This window comes from Lewinella sp. JB7 (genome assembly GCF_024297185.1).
In the GTDB taxonomy this organism is placed as follows: Bacteria; Bacteroidota; Bacteroidia; order Chitinophagales; family Saprospiraceae; genus Neolewinella.
In genome coordinates, this window is sequence record NZ_JANCTD010000002.1 from 333,971 (window position 1) to 351,720 (window position 17,750).

Genomic DNA, 17,750 nt, shown 5'->3' on the forward strand with positions numbered 1-17,750 from the left:
CGCCAAAATCTACTCCGAAAGATTTACCCTAACCGGCCAGCCGGGGAACTGCTCTGCGTCCTCCCGGGTAAGATCGGCATCCCGCGCCCAGCATTCGAAGGTAACCTCCCGGGTGGTCGGGTGAAACCGTATGACGCCGAAGCCCCCGCCGTTCGATGCGTTGTCGGGATTGGCGTAGGCGTACATGGAGATGTGGTTGTCGAAGCCGTCGAGGTAGTCGCCCGTCCAGGGCAGCGGGGAGCCCGCAACGGGGTTCTCACCGGCCCGTTCGTCCTCGGGCCACCACCAGCGGGAGTAGTAATCGTTCACTGAAGCGGGCACGACGAAGGCCCAGGGGCCGTCCCGAAACTCGTCGATCCCGTGGTGGATCACCGTGGCCAGGTGTTGATCGCCGGCAATATGTACGGCATTGGCCGCCCTGATCGCGCGCAGCGCCTTGTTGCGACCGGTCTGCGGCCAGCCGTTGGAATCCAGATCGGCGTGGAGCCGTTCCCGCTTGCGTCCGTGGAGGTGAGCCCCGCCGCAGAAACCCGTGGCGGAGAGGACGGCCTTCATCTGTCCGGCCCTCCGGTCCCGTGCCCAGTCTTCGAGGAAGGCCACCTGACGATCGCCGAGCAGCTTCAGACCGGGCAGATCGATGCTCGCGGGGTCGTAATTAGGGTCGTTGATGTGGTCGGGACGGGGGCCCATCCGGGGAATTTTGCCGTTGGGGCCGGATTTGAACTTGCGGTCCTCGATGATCGCGAAGTCCACCGCTCCCAGCGGAAGGGAGGTATAGTACACGCCGATGCCCTGCTCCACCGGCGTGGGGTCGTAGGGATCGGGCAGGTGGGAAGTCTGGCAGCGTTCCACCATCTTCACGTACTCGTGGTGGTAAAAGTAGCCGCCATCGTTGCCCGCGCTTTCCCGGGCGATCTTGCCCCCTTCGCCCCAGAGATTGCCCTGGCCGATGTCGTGGTCGTCGGGAATGGAGATCATCGGGCGGTGGCGGAAGGTTTCACGAAACTGCCGGCCGAACTTAAGCCAGGCCGCGGTGTGCTCCGTGTGATCGTACGACTGGTCGCCGGCGAAGAACATCAGGTCGGGATCGACAACCCCCACGTTGCGGACGTAGGACGCCCGGTCGCCGCGATCCTGGTTGGAATTACAACTGAAGGCCGCCACGACGATGTCCTGGTCCGGAGCCGGCTCGGCGCGCACGCTTCCCGCGTACACTGCTCCCTTCCCGTGACGCAGGCGGTAGGGAACGGTTGCCTGGGCGTCCCAGTCCTCCACGCGGAATAGGGTCGACCAGCCCAGTTCGTTCACCGGCTGTCGTCCGACCTCGACCCACTTACCGTTGCGCTTGATCTCCAGCACCACCTCGCGACTCTCCCGGTGGTAAAGCGGGTACAGTTGGGCGGTCAGTTTGAGGGTATTGTCGGCAACGGTGTAGGCACCGAAGGCAATCACGGAATCCCGCGCGACTTTCAGGTCGATGATGGGGTTATCGGCCCGGTTCCACCAGTCGTTCGTAGCCAGGGTATCGAGGTTGGTGAAGGGGGCTTGCTGGTATTCCCCCTCAGTCAGATCCGGCACTTTGCGGCTGCAGGATACGATGGTCAGGAAGCTTAGTGCAACGAATAGATGTTTCAAGCTGGCGGATGTTTGTAAGTTGCGCCAATGACACGCGCCGCCGAATATAGCTGTAGCAGGGTAAACGATGTATTGGGCGGGTACGCAGGTGCCGTGACCGTGCTAATAGCGATGCTTTTTCTTTCGGCAACGGGGTGCGGAGGGGCCAGGGTCCCGACTTCCGGGACTAGCGCAGACGACCGACTCTCCCCCAATGTAGTGTTCATCCTAGTTGACGACCTCGGCTGGAGGGACCTCGGGTGCTACGGCAGCACGTTTTACGAAACGCCGAACATCGATCGGCTCGCCGCCCGCTCCACCCTGTTCACCGATGCCTACGCGGCACACCCCGTCTGCTCCCCCACCCGCGCCGCCCTGCTCACGGGTCGCCACCCAAGCCGCATCGGCATCACGGACTGGATACCGGGCCAGGATCCACGGGACAGGCCGCTGCTCGGCGTCACCGATCTCGACAGCCTACCCCTCCAGGAATTCACCCTCGCCGAGGCACTGAAGGAACATGGCTATACCACCTTTTTCGCCGGTAAGTGGCACCTGGGAGGCGAGGGAAATTTCCCCGAAGACCAGGGCTTCGACATCAACGTAGCAGGGCACCACAGGGGCAGTCCTCCGGGAGGCTATTACTCCCCCTACGCGAACCCTAAACTCGCCGACGGTCCTCCGGGAGAATATTTGACCGACCGGCTGACGGACGAATCCATTCGGTTTATGTCCGATCACCGGGAGGAACCCTTCCTGCTCTACCTCTCCTACTATACCGTGCATACGCCCATTCAGGCGAGCAGCCACCTTGCGCGCTTCGCGGAAAAAAAGACTGCCCTGCGGATCGGCGATCCGGATATGCGCGCTGAGGGGCGCGGTCGGACCGTCCTCGACCAGTACGATCCCGCCTATGCTTCCATGATATATGCCCTGGACGAGAACGTAGGCCGCCTCCTGGACAGCCTCGATACCCTGGGCCTCACCGACCGCACCCTCGTCATCTTCACCTCCGACAACGGCGGCCTGTCTACCATGGAAAATTCGCGGACGGCGCCGACCAGCGTAGCACCCCTCCGCGCCGGGAAGGGTTGGGCGTACGAAGGGGGAATCAGGGTTCCGCTCCTGGTGAGTACGCCCGGACAAGGGGTAGCCCGTCGTAGCGCCACGCCGGTGGTCAGTATGGATCTTTTCCCGTCCATCCTCCAGGAAACCGACCATCCGCTGATGCCCGAACGACATCTGGACGGTCTGAGCCTGTCACCGCTGCTGCACGGTGACCGGGACACCCTGCACGAAACATTGTTCTGGGACTACCCCCATTACCACGGCAGCGCGTGGACCCCCGGCTCCGCCCTGCGTAAGGGAAATTGGAAGCTGGTCCATTTCCACGAAACCGACCGCTACGAGCTTTATGATCTGGCCACCGATCTTGGGGAGGAGCGGGATTTGTCCGGGAGTCACGGTAGTAAACTGGCGGAGTTGAAGGAGGAAATGGCTCGCGTGAAGGGAAAGTACCGGGTCAAAACTCCGGCGAAGAACGAGCGAAAGCGGTTACCCCGCTGATGCGCCCGTTGGACGCCGTTGATGCGCGGTGTCCATAAACCGGTGGAGGTTCGTTATCCTAGCCTGTTGCGGGCCGTGGCTAAGTCGGCAGCGAGGTCAACGGAGAGGGGATCGTTGCGTAGGGGTTTGGTCCGGTATGCACCGGCCCGTCGGCATCATGAGAGTATAGGATTTAATCCACGCTCTCCCTAACCCCGAGTACGTCGGTACACTTCACCGTATTGCAATCGGAAAGATCCGGATTAAGCGGCGCCTTTGGTACTCCATGCACGGGGACAATGGGATTAACGTTTACTTTGCCCCATGCTATCGAGTATCATTTCCTACCTGGAGTCCATCGACCCCATTCTGGCGGCCCTCTACGCCTCGCTCTTCACCTGGATTCTCACCGCCCTTGGGGCCGCGCTGGTCTTCCCCTTCCGGGGCATGAACCGGACCCTGCTCGACGGAGCGCTCGGATTTACGGGAGGCGTGATGGTGGCCGCCTCCTTCTGGAGCCTACTGGCCCCGGGCATCGAAATGAGCCCCGGGGAGGGCTTCACGAAAGTGATACCCGCCGTTGTGGGCTTTGCCACCGGCGCGCTCTTCATTTTTGGCCTGGACAAGGTGCTTCCCCACCTGCACATCAACTTCAAGGAAAGCGAGAAGGAAGGGCTTAAATCTCCCTGGCACCGAACGACTTTGCTGGTGCTGGCGATTACCTTACATAACATCCCGGAGGGCTTAGCCGTAGGCGTGCTGTTCGGCGGAGTGGCGGCGGGCATGCCGGAAGCCACCATCGGCGGAGCGGTAGCGCTGGCGATCGGTATCGGCATTCAGAATTTTCCGGAGGGCCTGGCGGTGTCCATGCCGCTGCGTCGCCAGGGGGTAAGCCCCTTTAAGAGCTGGTGGTACGGGCAGTTGTCCGCCGCCGTGGAGCCGGTAGCCGCCGTGACGGGTGCGCTGGCCGTCACCTTCTTCACCCCCATTCTTCCCTACGCGCTGGCCTTTGCGGCGGGTGCCATGATCTTCGTGGTCATCGAGGAAGTTGTGCCGGAAACCCAGTTGGAGAGTAACACCGACATCGCGACGCTCGGTTTCGTCCTGGGCTTCATCGTCATGATGACGTTGGACGTCGGTTTAGGTTAGGCGGGAACGCGGGAGCAACGCAAAAAAAGCGCGCAATACCTATAGGTGTTGCGCGCAGAAGTGTTTGTGTAAATAGCGTCTCAATCTCAAAAAAATGCTCTTGGCGGATCGACGACCGGGGCATGGGCCCGCGGGGATGATCTGCACGAATAGGGTGACGTAAAGATGTCGCGGCCCCTCGATAAGTGGTGGCAATATCCAATCATTGTGTGGTAATATCCAACCATTTGCCCGACATACTGCGCATCTATGGTGATAAAAAGGAAAACCACTATCCGGTTTTACTCGTATAGTGGCTTTCCCCTCGTAGAAGAGTCGGAACTTCGATTCGGCTTAAGCGAGGAAGAGTCCGGCAATGTCCAGCACCTGTTCCTTGGTCAGGGGCTCGTCGTAGGCTTCGGTAAGCTGGTCGCGGCTGACGTCGGTCACCGTGGTCGCATTCACGCCGAGGTGAGTGACGTTGTCTTCTCCGGCGTACACGGCATCCGCAGCGGATGCACCCGTTGTGTTGTTGGCATTGGTGATCCAGCCCTTCGATCCGCGAATCCGGCGGATCTCCGAGGCGTGCCGCGCTTCCACGCTGTGGATCTGGAGGGCGGCGGTCAGGATATCGCCGTTGCTCATCAGATTAGTGGCCTGTCCTTTGTAGGCTCGCACGCCGGTATCCTCGAAGGCCTGGGCGAGGGCGAGGAAGACCTGCTCGTTCGTGAATACGTCGTTGAAGGTACCGCCGGCGGTGAAGTCGAAGTCGGGTTTCTCCACGGGATCGGCGCCGAGGCTGCTGATGGCCGAGCGGAGGAACTCGACGTGAGCGGACTCGTGCTGCCCGATCAGCGCGACCGTTTCGCGCGTGTCTCCGGTGAGAAGATCAGCGGCATCGAGACCCATGGCGTAAAATTCCGCTTCCAGGTACTCCAGCGTAAGGGCCAGATTAAGGACATCCGTAATGCCCGTACCGCTGGTTTGCGCAAAAGCCCGGTTGGGGGTCATGAAGGCGGCCAGGGGTAAGGTGGCCGCGGCGGCTTTGCCGAAGGTGCGACCGAAAGAGTTGAAGGCTTCGCGACGGCTGGTGGCTTTGGTCTGCAGTTCCGCGTCGGCGAGGGCCTCGAATTGATTGAATAGCTTTATGAGTTTCATTGTTGGTCTCGTTTGGGGGATGACTACTGCGGAAGACCGCTGGCGTCGATGGGAGTAGTGATGAATGCGGATGCCACGCTCAGAACCTGGGCGGGGGTACGGGCCAGATCGAGTCCGTTGCCGTCTACAACCTGGCTATTGGCGAAGGCGGTGGGAGAACCGGAGTTAATGCTGCGGATCGCGGCGGCGTGGCGGGCTTCGACCGAAACGATCTTACCGGCAACGACCAGGAAGTTCGGATTCTCGAGCAGACGACCGGCGCCGTTGTATGCCGATACGCCGAGATCCTCAAAGGCCTGGGCGGTGTTGAGTACGCTGGAGCGATCATTGAAGTTGATGGAAGAAAAGTCGACTTCCAGGGCCGGGATGGCCGTTGCGACGCTACTGATGGCCGCCTCGAAAAAGTCGGCGTGGGCGCGCTCGTGCGCTTCCAGATCCGCCAGGATCTGCTTTTCCTCGGCGCTTGCCGAAGCGTAATAACTGCCCTGCAGTACCGCGGCGTAGAAGGCGGCTTCGAGTTGCTCGAGTGCGAAAGCATAATTCAGGACGCCAACGTCTCCGCTTCCGAGATTAACGGCGTTTTCCATGACAATGGGATCGTCGTCGTCTTCACAACCGGTAAGAAACAGACCGGCGGCCGCCAGGCCGATACCGGAATTCCGTAGGAAGCGACGCCGACTCTGCGGATCGCGGTCGGCTACGACACGGGACGATGAAAATTTTGGTGTTTGCATAAGGCAGTTTGGTTTGTCACCATGTACGTAAGTCTGGTGGACAAAGATTGGTCGCCGGCGATCTAAGGACCCGCGCCGCAAGACCACCGACAAAGCGTCCTTTCACCGGAATTTCCCCGGTTTCGAGCGAACACGCCCGCCAATCGGTGGCAAAATCGTAGGTTGCGGCATGACACTAAAGGATAAAACCGCCATCATTACGGGGGGAGCTTCGGGACTCGGAGAAGCCACCGCCCGGCACTTTCACGCACTCGGCGCCCGTGTGGCCATCTTCGACGTGAACCGGGAAGCCGGGGTACGGATCGCCGAAGAACTCGGCGACGGGGCAATGTTTCACTTCGTTGACGTTACCAGCGCTTCCTCGGTAGAAACCGCCGTCGCTGCCGTGCTCACGAACTTCGGAGCCATCCACGTTTGCTGCAATTACGCCGGGATCGCCCCGGCCGTTAAAACGGTAGGCCGCGACGGCCCCGGGGACCTTGACCTGTTCCGCAAGGTGATCGAGATCAACCTCATCGGCACCTTCAACGTGTCGCGGGTAGCCGCTCATGCCATGAGCCAGAACGAGCCGCTGGACGATGACGGCAGTCGGGGCGTAATTATCCACACTGCTTCGGTGGCCGCCTTCGAGGGCCAGATCGGCCAGGCCGCCTACAGTGCCTCCAAGGGGGGCGTAGTGAGCCTGACGCTGACCATGGCCCGTGATTTGGCCCGCAACGGGATCCGGGTGAATGCGATCGCTCCGGGACTGATTCACACCCCGATGTTTGACGCCTTTTCACCGGAAGTTTACGACTCGCTCGCCAAACAGCCGCTGTACCCCGTTCGCCTCGGGAAGCCCGCGGAAGTGGCCCGACTCGCCCAGCACCTGGTCGAGAACAATTACATGAATGGGGAATGCGTACGGATGGATGCCGGAATTCGCATGCAGGCCCGCTAGCACATTTGCCAATTCAAGCGAAAACAACTAGGTTGCCCCCCATGCAAAAGTACAAGGCTATTATTGCCGACCATGACTATTCAGTTACGGATCAGCAACTTGCGGAGCTCGATATCTCCGGTCCCTTTAAGAATGAATTTCACTTGCTACACGGAAGTACCGGATATACGGCCACCGTGGTAGAGCACGATCTCAGTGGAAAATCACTTACCGTTGAGATAAATGGCCGACCGTTCACGGTCACCATCCGCGACACCTATGATCAGCTGGTGGAGGAACTCGGTTTCGCTACCGTAGCCAGCTCGAACAATACCGACGTACTGGCCCCCATGCCGGGTCTCATTCTCGACGTTCTGGTGCAAGAAGGGGATGAAGTTGCCGTCGGCGCGCCCCTCCTGATCCTGGAAGCCATGAAGATGGAAAACGTACTAAAGGCGGAGGGTACGGGTACCGTAAAGTCAATTCGGGTAAACAAGGGGCAAGCCGTCGAAAAGCGGCAGCTACTAATGGAAATGGAATGAAGAAGATACTCGTAGCCAACCGCGGCGAAATTGCCCTGCGCGTGATGCGGACCGCCCGTAAGATGGGCATCGCCACCGTCGCCGTCTACTCCGAAGCCGACCGCAATGCTCCCCACGTTCGCTTCGCCGACGAAGCGGTCCTGCTGGGCCCCGCCCCCTCCACCGAATCTTACCTGAACGTAGACAAGGTTCTACGGGCGGCGCGGGACACCGGAGCCGACGCGGTCCATCCGGGGTACGGCTTCCTGAGTGAGAATGCCGAGTTCGCCCGGCGAGTGGATACGGCGGGTCTCACCTTCATCGGTCCCCGGCCCCACGCAATCGAAGTGATGGGCAACAAGCTGGCCGCCAAGGAGACCGTGGGTGCCTATGGCATACCTATGGTCCCCGGTGTGGACGAAGCAGTGACCGACGTGGAGGAAGCGGCCAGCATTGCCCGCCGCATCGGCTTCCCGATCCTCATTAAGGCCGCCGCCGGAGGCGGGGGCAAGGGAATGCGGGTCGTAGAAGCGGAAGACGAACTCGACGAACAGATGAAGCGGGCCATCAGCGAGGCAGCCTCCGCTTTCGGGGATGGTTCGGTGTTCATCGAAAAGTACATCGCCGCGCCGCGCCACATTGAAATTCAGGTACTGGCCGATACCCACGGGAACTGCGTGCATCTTTTCGAACGGGACTGCAGCATACAGCGTAGGCATCAGAAGGTAGTGGAAGAGGCTCCGTCCGCCGTCATTGGACCCGCGCTCCGCCGCCAGATGGGCGAGGCCGCCGTACGCGTGGCCCAAAGCTGCGATTACGTGGGTGCCGGTACGGTAGAGTTTCTGCTCGACGCCGACCAGCAGTTCTACTTCCTGGAGATGAACACCCGTTTGCAGGTCGAACACCCGGTCACGGAAATGATCACCGGCATCGACCTGGTGGAACAGCAGATCCGGGTGGCCCGGGGAGAAGCACTCGCCTTCACCCAGGACGAACTGACCATCCAGGGACACGCCGTTGAACTGCGGGTGTACGCCGAAGATCCCCTCAATAACTTCCTTCCAAGTATCGGGACGTTAAGCACTTACGTCCGTCCAACGGAAGCAAGGGTTGACGACGGATTCGAGGAAGGCATGGAGGTGCCAATTTACTACGATCCCATGATCGCGAAGCTCATCACCCAAGGCGCGACCCGGGAAGAGGCCATCGCCCGTATGCTGCGGGCCATCGATGCCTACCGGATCGAGGGAATCGAGACTACCCTACCCTTCGGCCGCTTCGTCTTTTCCAGCGACGCGTTCCGGTCGGCCGATTTTGATACCAACTTTGTAAAGAAACACTACCAACCCGAAGCCATCGAGCGCGGCGATCGGCAGATCGAATCCGTGGCCGCGCTCTTCGCGGCATACATCTACGATCGGCGGGCACGGGAGCTAACCGCTCCCCACCCTGCATCCGTACAGTGGCAGCGTCGCCGGTAAGACCCCCCCCGAACCATGAATAAAACAGAAACGCTAAGCCGCAAGCTCGAACAAGCCCGCCTGGGCGGCGGTCAGGACCGCATCGACAAGCAACACGCCAAGGGCAAACTGACGGCCCGGGAACGGGTGCACCTGCTGCTCGATCCCGGTAGCTTCGAGGAGGTGGGCGCGTTGGTGATCCACCGCACCACGGACTTCAATATGGAACGGCAGGTCTTCTACGGCGACGGCGTCATCACGGGTTACGGTACCGTGGAGGGCCGGCTGGTGTACGTGTTCGCCCAGGACTTCACGGTCTTCGGCGGATCGCTGTCGGAAACCCACGCCGAAAAGATCTGCAAGATCATGGACATGGCCGTGAAAACCGGTGCTCCGCTGATCGGGCTAAACGACAGCGGGGGTGCCCGGATCCAGGAGGGCGTACGCTCGCTGGGTGGGTACGCGGATATCTTTTACCGCAACGTCCAGGCCTCGGGAGTGATCCCGCAGTTGTCGGCAATCATGGGGCCCTGCGCGGGCGGGGCGGTGTACTCTCCGGCGATGACCGATTTTACCATCATGGTCGAGAACACGAGCTACATGTTCGTTACCGGCCCGAACGTGGTAAAAACGGTGACGAACGAGGAAGTGAGCAGTGAGGATCTGGGTGGTGCCTCCGCCCACTCGACGAAGTCCGGCGTAACTCATTTGACGGCGGCTAACGACGTGCTGTGCCTGCAGCAACTGCGGCGGTTACTCAGCTACCTTCCGCAGAACTGTGAAGAAACCCCGGCGGCATTTCCCTACGAACTCGGTACGGAAATCCGGGAGCAACTCAATGACCTGGTGCCGGAGAACCCCAACCAGCCGTACGATATGCGCGAGGTAATCAAGGGGATTATCGACGAGGACAGTTTTCTGGAAATTCACGAACGCTACGCGGACAACATCGTGGTCGGTTTTGCGCGACTGGCCGGTCGGAGCATCGGCATCGTAGCTAATCAACCCTACAGCCTGGCGGGGGTGCTGGACGTGGAGAGCTCCAAAAAGGCGGCCCGTTTTACCCGGACCTGTGACTGCTTTAACGTACCGCTGCTGGTGCTGGTGGACGTGCCGGGATTCCTGCCCGGGACCGATCAGGAATGGAGCGGAATTATCACCAACGGTGCCAAACTGCTCTATGCCCTCAGCGAGGCCACCGTGCCCCGGGTGACGGTCATCACCCGCAAGGCCTACGGAGGTGCCTACGACGTGATGAACTCCAAGCACATTGGAGCCGACTTCAACTTCGCTTGGCCGGGCGCGGAGATCGCCGTGATGGGCGCCAAGGGAGCCAGCGAGATCATCTTCCGCAAGGAGATCGGCGCCGCTCAGGATCAGGCGGCCAAGCTGGCCGAGAAGGAGGCGGAATACGCCGAGACCTTCGCCAATCCCTACCGCGCGGCCCAGCGGGGCTTTATAGATGAGGTGATCTATCCGCAGGAAACCCGGCGGAAACTGATCCGCGCCTTCGCGACGCTGGAAAACAAAGTGGCTACCCGACCGAAGCGGAAGCACGGCAACATACCATTGTAGTCTTACCTACGTAAGCGACTACCTACGATACCCAGGTCCAGGAGGACGGCAACCACCAGACCTACCAGCTGCACGTTGCCGTCGAAGTAAACTTCCGAAATACCGTACCACAGGGTGGTGAGGGGCAGGAAGATAAAGCCCAGCAGAGGTAGCAGTATTCCGTCGAAGGCACCGCGGAACCAACCGGCGAAGAAGTACAGCAGTACGATGATGAGGCGGGGGAAGAAGAAGCCCAGCAGGAGGATTAGGAGAGGCATGGGAGGGTGAGTGGGTTAGTGAATGGGTGGAGAAGTGAAGGAGTGAATGGGTGAATTAGGGTATTAGTGGGAGATTGGATTTACTTCGCCGCCGAAACACGCCACACAATGCCGGCATCGTCGTCGCATACCAGGAGGGCTCCGTCGGGGGTCTGGGTAACGCCGACCGGTCGGCCGTAAACTTTGCCGGCCTCGGCATCGGCGATGAAACCGGTGAGGAAGTCGCGGGGCGGTTGGGGTTTGCCCTGGGCGTCGAAGGGAACAAACACCACTTTGTAACCGCTGAACTTGGAACGGTTCCAGCTTCCGTGCTGCCCGACGAAGGCTCCGTTGCGGTAGGTTTGCGGGAAGGCGTCTCCCGTGTAGAAGGCCAGGCCGAGGGATGCGGTGTGGGGGCCCAGGGGGACGTCGGGCACCAGGGCGCGTTGCACGAGCTCGGTGTGGGGGTTGTCCGCCCAGCGGGGGTCGGGAAGTTGGCCGTAGTAGCTGTAGGGCCAACCGTAGAAGGCACCTTCCCGTACGCTGGTGAGGTAGTCCGGTACGAGTTCGTCGCCCAGCTTATCGCGTTCGTTGACGGCCGTCCAGAGTTCTCCCGTGACGGGGTTCCAGTCCATTCCGACCGGGTTGCGCAGTCCGGTAGCATATTCCCGTAGTTCGCTGCCGTCCGGATTGGCTTCCAGGATCGTGGCTCGATTGGTTTCGGCTTCCATGCCATTCTCTCCGACGTTGCTTCCCGATCCGACGGAGACGTAGATTTTGCGACCGTCACGGCTTGCCAGGAGGTTCCGCGTCCAGTGGTTGTTGTAGCCCTGCGGCGGAGTAAGCAGTATTTCCTCTCCGGTGGATTGATCCAGGGCGGTCTGTCCGGGCTCGTAATCGTACCGCCAGGTGGCGTCGGTGTTGGCGATGTAAAAGTGGCCATCCAGTACCAACATCCCGAAGGGCTGGTTCAGGTCACGGGCGAAGATCTGCCGCTCTTCGGCAATACCGTCCCCGTCGCGGTCGACCAGTCGTAAAATGCGGTTGGCGCTATTGCGGGTGTTGCTCTCCACCACGAAAATGTCGCCATCAGGGGAGACGTAGGTCGATCGGGGGTGCTGTAAACCCTCCGCAAACCGCTGTACCCGGAACCCTTCCGGGGCCCGCGGCGCGGCATCCTCCGGCCAGTGGATCACCTCACTCAATTTTACGGCCGATTCACTGCTGTAGGGGCTGGGCAGGGTGAGAGGACCAATGGCCGTTTCGACGACGTCGGACTCTTGGGCGGCGAGGGCTTCCTTACGGTCGGGGCTGACCTGGGAAGCACAGGAAGTGACGAATAGGAGTACGAGCAGGTATAGCGGTGCGTGGTTCATACGGTAGGAACAGATACTATAGGGAGAGCGGTTCGACAACCCACTGAAATTAGGATCGTACGGGGACGGGCATGGCGGGGTAATGGTCAAAAATACACGAAGACTTAGCGGCACATAGACTGTTTGCACAACAATTATTGCGCGAATAAATATTCCACGAAATTTTTGATAGGTTGTCCGGCTGACATATCTTGGACGCAACCTATTCACCTAAAACCTTCTTCACGGCTTCTTGCCGTGACCCACCACCACCCTACTCTTCCTCTTTATCCTACCGGCTCACCCCCGGTAATCCTCATCATCGTGTTTTCTCCATTCGCTGACCGGGTTACCGGGCCGGTTCCGGACCCCGCTTGCCCGTCAGCATCACCTATAACCTTTCCAAACATGCAGTTACGTTTATTCCTACTTCCCCTAACCCTCAGCCTGCTCCTGGCCTCCTGTACCGAAGACAACGGGATCACCGCCGTTGAAGTGGAGACCGCCCCCGGCTTCCTCGTCGACGTGAACGAAGACGGACACGTTACCGTACCCGACCTGGGCCTCCAGGCACCGGTACAGGCGCACGTGGCCGGCCATTCCGCACGGTTTGCCGAGGCCGAAATGATCACGGAGGTTCGTCCCGACGGCAGTCGGGAAACCCTTTACCTCGTTGACGGCGACATCGCGCTGACCAAGGACCAGCTGCGGGAGCTCCAGGCCATGGACGCCACCCTCGAAAAGCAGTACCGAACCAACAATCTGGTGAGCGACCGGACCATCAGCGTCGTCGGCTACACCGGAAACGGCTACGCCCTCACGTCCACCATGCGCACCGCCCTGCAGTGGGCCATCAACAACTACAACGCGCTGAACATCAATACGACCTTCACGCTCTCGTTCGCGGCCAGTACGAATGCGGACATCGTCGTGTACCGGGTCGTGGACAACAACGGCGCGGGCGGCTCGGCCGGTTTCCCCAGCGGCGGGAAGCCCTACAAGTGGGTGCAGATATACAACGGCATGAATAATTACGACACGAACACCAACGAACACGTCATGACCCACGAGATCGGTCACGCGATGGGTCTTCGCCATACCGACTGGTTCAGCCGGGAGTCGTGCGGCCAGACGGGCGAGTCGGCCGGATCCGACGGAGCCGTCCACATTCCGGGTACGCCGACGGGCTACGATGCCAACTCGGTCATGCTCTCGTGCTTCAGCAGCGGAGAGGACGGAGAGTTCGGGTATTACGACCGTGTTGCGCTGGAATACCTCTACTGAGCATCGTAAATCGCTCATTCATACGGCGGCACGATTCCCGAAAGGAATCGTGCCGCTTTTGTTTGTCCGTGATAATTGTCGCATTTTTGGCTTGCTTTTCCGGAATTTTCCGTTGCTCCCGCGGCCCCGCCCCGGGTCACGCCCCAAAACGTAATCAACATATGACGCTTACGACGACCCAGAACCAGATGAAACTGAAACGCATATTCATTCAGAACCAGATTCCCGAGCCGCTGGCGGCCCTGACCCGCATGAGCCGCAACATCCTGTGGTCCTGGATGCACGAGGTGGCCGATCTGTTCATGAGTATCGACCCCGAAGAGTTCGTTGCCCTGAACTACAACCCGGTGGCCCTGCTGGAAAGCCTCTCCCCCGCCCGGCTGGAGGAGCTGGCTACGGACCGCGATTTCCTCGCCCGCGTCCACGCCGCCGAAAAATCCTTCGACGCTTACCTGGCCGAAGCCCGCAAGCCGGATCTCCCCCGCATTGCCTACTTCAGCATGGAGTACGGACTCCACATCAGCCTAAAGCTATACAGCGGCGGTCTGGGCGTGCTGGCCGGAGACTACCTCAAGGAAGCCAGCGACAGCAACGTCGATCTCTTCGGCGTAGGCCTTCTCTACCGCTACGGCTACTTCAATCAGGGCCTCAGCATGAACGGGGACCAGATTCACCACTACCCCGCCCAGAAATTTACCCAGCTGCCCATCGAGCCCGTCCGCCGCGACGACGGCAACTGGCTTAAGGTGGCGGTGACCATTCAGGGCCGAATCGTTCAGGCCAAAGTATGGAGCCTGGCCATCGGACGCATCAAGCTTTACCTGCTGGATACCGACCACGAGGACAATAACGCCGAAGATCGGGCCCTCACCCACCAACTCTACGGCGGCGACAACGAGCACCGGCTAAAACAGGAAATCCTCCTCGGCATCGGCGGTGTCCGGGCCATCAAGGAGATGGGGCTGCAGCCCGACATTTACCACCTCAACGAAGGTCATGCCGGTTTCCTTTCCCTCGAGCGCCTGAAGAACTACGTCGACGCGGGGCTAAGCTTCCCCGAGGCCCGCGAAATGGTCCGCGCCTCCAGTCTGTACACGACCCACACGCCGGTACCGGCCGGGCACGACCACTTTCCGGAGCATCTGATGCGCAACTACCTCTACAATTACGCCGCCGATCTGGGCATCGAGTGGGATGCGTTTATGGCGCTTGGCCGGCTGAACCCCGAAGATGCCGGCGAGGACTTCAACATGTCGAAGCTCTCCATCCGTCTTTCCCAACGGGTCAACGGGGTTTCCAAGCTCCACGGAGAAGTGAGCCAGCGGATGTTCACCAGCCTCTACCCCGGTTATACGGCCGAGGAGGTACACATCGGGTACGTAACCAACTCGGTCCACTACCCTACCTGGATCGCGAACAGCATTCACCAGCTTTTCTCCACCAAGTTCGGTAACGACTGGGTGCGGGATCAGAGCAACAAGGACATTTGGCGCAAGGTCCACCAGATCGACGACCGCTCACTGGCCGAAACCCGCCACGCGCTGAAGGTCCGGCTGCTGGCCTACGTCAAGCGGAAGCTGCAGGTGGACATGCGCCGCCGGGGCGAAAGTCCGCGTACGACCTTCGAAATACTTAGCAAGATCAACGAACGGGCTCTGGTACTCGGCTTCGCCCGTCGCTTCGCTACCTACAAGCGGGCCACCCTGCTGTTCACGAACCGCGACCGCCTGCGCGAACTGGTCAACCGCAAAGACCAACCGGTGATCTTCCTCTTCGCCGGAAAGGCGCACCCAGCCGACCAGGGCGGGCAGGATCTCATTCGCCAGATCGTCCAGATCAGCAAGGAACCCGATTTCGCCGGCAAGATCATCTTCCTGGAAGACTACAACATGGAGATGGCCAAGCTGCTGACCCAGGGCGTCGACATCTGGCTCAATACGCCGACCCGTCCGCTGGAAGCCTCCGGCACCTCCGGCATGAAGGCCGCCCTGAACGGTACCGTGAACTTCTCCGTGCTCGACGGTTGGTGGGCCGAAGGATACCGCCCCGACGCGGGTTGGGCCCTGCCCCTGGAACGGACCTACGACGACCAGTACCTACAGAACGAGCTCGACGCCGAAACGATGTATAGCATCCTCGAGGAGGAGATCATTCCGGTCTACTTCGACAAGGACGAGCACGGCATCAGTCAGCGTTGGATGAGCTACGTGAAGCAGATCATCGCCGAAGTCGCCCCCGTATTCACGATGAAGCGGATGATGGACGATTACTACGAGCGTTTCTACCTCCCCCTGGGTAAGAGTGCCGCCACCGTGCGGGAGCAGGACCTGCAAACCGGCAAGGCGTACGCCGCCTGGAAGGAAGCTACCGAGAGCAAGTGGTCGGGCATCGAAACCGTGGAAAATAACAGCTTCGACACCGTCAACCACGCCCTGCCCGTCGGCGAACCCTTCTCCGCCGAGGTGGTGATCGCCACCAACGGCATCGACCCCCGGCACCTGGCCCTGGAAGCCCTGTTCTACCAGCGCATCGACGAGGAAACGATCACCCTGCGCCGCACGCAGCCCTTCAAACTGGTAGCCCAGACCGAAGGCACCGCTACCTACCGCATCGCCGTAGACCCCCACCTGGCGGGCGTGTACGAGTACGGCTTCCGCCTACGGCCCACCCACGAGCTCATGCCCCACGCCCAGGACCTTAACCTCGTATACTGGGTATAAGCCTCCCCCATGAATACCCCAACGGTACAAATGCTGAACCTCCGTCTACCCACCGATCCCCGGTGGGTAGACCTGGCGGAAATGGATCTCGGCGAGATCCTGACCGACCATGCCTACTGCGAGCAGAAAGCGGCCACCAGCTGCATCTCACTCATTCAGGGCTATCCGGACCGGGAGGAACTCGTCCGCGAGCTAGCCCCCATCGTCACCGAAGAGTGGGGCCACTTCCGGGCCGTACTCGCGGAAATGGACAAGCGCGGCCTGAAACTCGGCCGTCAGCGGAAGGATGAGTACGTCAACGGCCTCCTGGACTTCTCGATCCGGGGGCAGGGTCGCGACGTAGCCCTGCTGGAAAAGCTGCTAATCTTCGCGCTGATCGAGGCGCGGAGTTGCGAGCGGTTCCGGCTGATGAGCCTGTACATCAGCGATCCGGAGCTAAGAACGTGGTACCATAAGTTCATGGTAGCCGAAGCCGGTCACTATGTCCTGTTCATCGAGTTGGCGCGGAAGTACTTCCCCCGGGAAACCGTGGATCGCCGCTGGAAGGAGTACCTCGCCTTCGAGGCGGAGCTGCTCCGGACGCTCGAGGTGCGGGGCGACCGGATGCACTGATCACTCCCGGCTTAGGTAGCGCAACAGACCCGTGACGCTCATGTAGGCGGGATTGGCCGCGGCGTAGGCGGGAAGCTCGTCTTTACTCACCCCGTTGTCCAGCAAATCCTCCCGGACGAATGCCTCGAATTTCGAGACGATCTCCGCCGCCGGCGTCTCGCGCTGGGCGTAGGGCATCATCCAGGCTACGTACTCGTCGAGCCGGGATTCCAGATCGTCCAGATGATCCTCCGTATCGGTCACCCGGCCGTAGTGCGTCAGGTAAAAGGTAGTGGCGTCAATTTCCCGCAGCCGCTCGATCGACTCGTGCCATAGTTCGGCGTCAATGTCGGGCGGCGGGCAGGGCGGAATGGCCGGTCCGCCCGCGATCCGGCACCCGCCCACGTCTCCGGTGAACACCGTTTTCTCGAGTTGCCAGGCAATGTGGTGGCTTGCGTGACCGGGCGTGTGGTGGGCGATCCACTCCCGGCCGCCGATACGCAAACGAGCCCGGTCCTCCACCGCCTCGATACGGTCCGGCTCGATTCCCCGCATTTCCCCCCAGAGTTCCTCCATCCGGTCCCCGTAGATCTGCCGGGCCGATTGGTACAGCCGGGCGGGATCGATCATGTGCCGCAGTCCGCGGGGGTGTACGTACACTTTGGTTCCCCGTTCGGCCCACCACCAGGCCGCTCCGGCGTGGTCGAAGTGGATGTGGGACAACAGCAGGGTGTGCACTTTTCCGGGATCTATGCCGGCGGCGTTCAGGCCGCTCAGCATGCGCTCGTGGGTGGAATACGGTCCGCATTCCACCAGCGTGTACCCGGCGTCGTCCGCTACGGCAAAGGCGGCAATGGACTGCGGCGTTCCGAGAAAGTGAAGGTCGATGGTGTGGATCATGGGTCGTTCG

Annotated in this window: 15 protein-coding genes; 9 read left to right on the forward strand and 6 right to left on the reverse strand. The window is 60.7% G+C overall.

Going from position 1 to position 17,750, the window contains the following annotated elements; translation table 11 throughout:
* Nucleotides 1-9: 9 nt before the first annotated feature.
* Nucleotides 10-1,635, reverse strand: a complete 1,626-nt coding sequence (locus NMA52_RS04890; protein WP_254826528.1) for a hypothetical protein — start codon at nt 1,633-1,635, stop codon at nt 10-12.
* A gap of 198 nt (nt 1,636-1,833) precedes the next feature.
* On the opposite strand from NMA52_RS04890, the gene NMA52_RS04895 reads away from it, so the two are divergent.
* Together NMA52_RS04895 and NMA52_RS04900 are read left to right on the forward strand one after the other, a co-directional pair.
* Nucleotides 1,834-3,180, forward strand: coding sequence for a sulfatase-like hydrolase/transferase (locus NMA52_RS04895; RefSeq protein ID WP_254826529.1), 1,347 nt, complete (start codon nt 1,834-1,836; stop codon nt 3,178-3,180).
* 303 nt (nt 3,181-3,483) lie between these two features.
* Nucleotides 3,484-4,308 (forward strand): ZIP family metal transporter, encoded by an 825-nt coding sequence (locus NMA52_RS04900; protein WP_254826530.1) that lies wholly within the window; start codon nt 3,484-3,486, stop codon nt 4,306-4,308.
* Nucleotides 4,309-4,641: 333 nt separating this feature from the next.
* Here NMA52_RS04900 and NMA52_RS04905 read toward each other — a convergent pair whose 3' ends face one another.
* Nucleotides 4,642-5,445 carry a ferritin-like domain-containing protein gene (locus NMA52_RS04905; RefSeq protein WP_254826531.1) on the reverse strand — a complete coding sequence of 268 codons (804 nt, stop codon included), beginning with the start codon at nt 5,443-5,445 and terminating at the stop codon, nt 4,642-4,644.
* A gap of 23 nt (nt 5,446-5,468) precedes the next feature.
* Entirely contained in the window at nt 5,469-6,179 is a 711-nt protein-coding gene (locus tag NMA52_RS04910; protein WP_254826532.1) for a ferritin-like domain-containing protein, read from the reverse strand.
* A gap of 169 nt (nt 6,180-6,348) precedes the next feature.
* Here NMA52_RS04910 and NMA52_RS04915 point away from each other — a divergent pair, with 169 nt between their 5' ends.
* Genes NMA52_RS04915 through NMA52_RS04930 form a run of 4 tightly spaced genes read left to right on the forward strand, consistent with a single transcriptional unit; the run spans nt 6,349 to nt 10,654 of the window.
* Complete coding sequence (locus tag NMA52_RS04915; RefSeq protein ID WP_254826533.1) at nt 6,349-7,119, forward strand: SDR family NAD(P)-dependent oxidoreductase; 771 nt, start codon at nt 6,349-6,351, stop codon at nt 7,117-7,119.
* A 41-nt stretch (nt 7,120-7,160) separates the two neighbouring features.
* Complete coding sequence (locus tag NMA52_RS04920; protein ID WP_254826534.1) at nt 7,161-7,640, forward strand: acetyl-CoA carboxylase biotin carboxyl carrier protein subunit; 480 nt, start codon at nt 7,161-7,163, stop codon at nt 7,638-7,640.
* The gene (accC, locus tag NMA52_RS04925) at nt 7,637-9,100 is read left to right on the forward strand and encodes an acetyl-CoA carboxylase biotin carboxylase subunit (RefSeq protein WP_254826535.1); all 1,464 of its coding nucleotides are present in this window, start codon (nt 7,637-7,639) and stop codon (nt 9,098-9,100) included. Before NMA52_RS04920 ends, accC begins: the two co-directional genes overlap by 4 nt.
* A 15-nt stretch (nt 9,101-9,115) precedes the next feature.
* Nucleotides 9,116-10,654, forward strand: coding sequence for an acyl-CoA carboxylase subunit beta (locus NMA52_RS04930; protein ID WP_254826536.1), 1,539 nt, complete (start codon nt 9,116-9,118; stop codon nt 10,652-10,654).
* Nucleotides 10,655-10,656: 2 nt separating this feature from the next.
* Here NMA52_RS04930 and NMA52_RS04935 read toward each other — a convergent pair whose 3' ends face one another.
* Nucleotides 10,657-10,911 (reverse strand): hypothetical protein, encoded by a 255-nt coding sequence (locus tag NMA52_RS04935; protein WP_254826537.1) that lies wholly within the window; start codon nt 10,909-10,911, stop codon nt 10,657-10,659.
* Nucleotides 10,912-10,991: 80 nt separating this feature from the next.
* Nucleotides 10,992-12,266, reverse strand: a complete 1,275-nt coding sequence (locus tag NMA52_RS04940) for a sorbosone dehydrogenase family protein (RefSeq protein ID WP_254826538.1) — start codon at nt 12,264-12,266, stop codon at nt 10,992-10,994.
* A gap of 387 nt (nt 12,267-12,653) precedes the next feature.
* Here NMA52_RS04940 and NMA52_RS04945 point away from each other — a divergent pair, with 387 nt between their 5' ends.
* From NMA52_RS04945 to NMA52_RS04955, 3 genes are all read left to right on the forward strand, one after another.
* On the forward strand, nt 12,654-13,529 hold the full coding sequence (locus NMA52_RS04945; RefSeq protein WP_254826539.1) for a M57 family metalloprotease: 876 nt from the start codon (nt 12,654-12,656) through the stop codon (nt 13,527-13,529).
* Nucleotides 13,530-13,690: 161 nt separating this feature from the next.
* On the forward strand, nt 13,691-16,249 hold the full coding sequence (gene glgP, locus NMA52_RS04950; protein WP_254826540.1) for an alpha-glucan family phosphorylase: 2,559 nt from the start codon (nt 13,691-13,693) through the stop codon (nt 16,247-16,249).
* Between the two features lie 9 nt (nt 16,250-16,258).
* Nucleotides 16,259-16,861, forward strand: a complete 603-nt coding sequence (locus tag NMA52_RS04955; RefSeq protein WP_254826541.1) for a tRNA-(ms[2]io[6]A)-hydroxylase — start codon at nt 16,259-16,261, stop codon at nt 16,859-16,861.
* Here NMA52_RS04955 and NMA52_RS04960 read toward each other — a convergent pair whose 3' ends face one another.
* Nucleotides 16,862-17,740, reverse strand: a complete 879-nt coding sequence (locus NMA52_RS04960) for an MBL fold metallo-hydrolase (RefSeq protein WP_254826542.1) — start codon at nt 17,738-17,740, stop codon at nt 16,862-16,864.
* Between the last annotated feature and the right edge of the window lie 10 nt (nt 17,741-17,750).

Coding starts and splice junctions, on each gene's coding strand:
- accC (WP_254826535.1), top strand. CDS start 7,637: ATGAAGAAGATACTCGTAGCCAACCGCGGCGAAATTGCCCTGCGCGTG.
- NMA52_RS04935 (WP_254826537.1), bottom strand. CDS start 10,911: ATGCCTCTCCTAATCCTCCTGCTGGGCTTCTTCTTCCCCCGCCTCATC.
- NMA52_RS04915 (WP_254826533.1), top strand. CDS start 6,349: ATGACACTAAAGGATAAAACCGCCATCATTACGGGGGGAGCTTCGGGA.
- NMA52_RS04905 (WP_254826531.1), bottom strand. CDS start 5,445: ATGAAACTCATAAAGCTATTCAATCAATTCGAGGCCCTCGCCGACGCG.
- NMA52_RS04910 (WP_254826532.1), bottom strand. CDS start 6,179: ATGCAAACACCAAAATTTTCATCGTCCCGTGTCGTAGCCGACCGCGAT.
- NMA52_RS04940 (WP_254826538.1), bottom strand. CDS start 12,266: ATGAACCACGCACCGCTATACCTGCTCGTACTCCTATTCGTCACTTCC.
- NMA52_RS04930 (WP_254826536.1), top strand. CDS start 9,116: ATGAATAAAACAGAAACGCTAAGCCGCAAGCTCGAACAAGCCCGCCTG.
- NMA52_RS04900 (WP_254826530.1), top strand. CDS start 3,484: ATGCTATCGAGTATCATTTCCTACCTGGAGTCCATCGACCCCATTCTG.
- NMA52_RS04955 (WP_254826541.1), top strand. CDS start 16,259: ATGAATACCCCAACGGTACAAATGCTGAACCTCCGTCTACCCACCGAT.
- NMA52_RS04920 (WP_254826534.1), top strand. CDS start 7,161: ATGCAAAAGTACAAGGCTATTATTGCCGACCATGACTATTCAGTTACG.
- NMA52_RS04960 (WP_254826542.1), bottom strand. CDS start 17,740: ATGATCCACACCATCGACCTTCACTTTCTCGGAACGCCGCAGTCCATT.
- NMA52_RS04945 (WP_254826539.1), top strand. CDS start 12,654: ATGCAGTTACGTTTATTCCTACTTCCCCTAACCCTCAGCCTGCTCCTG.
- glgP (WP_254826540.1), top strand. CDS start 13,691: ATGACGCTTACGACGACCCAGAACCAGATGAAACTGAAACGCATATTC.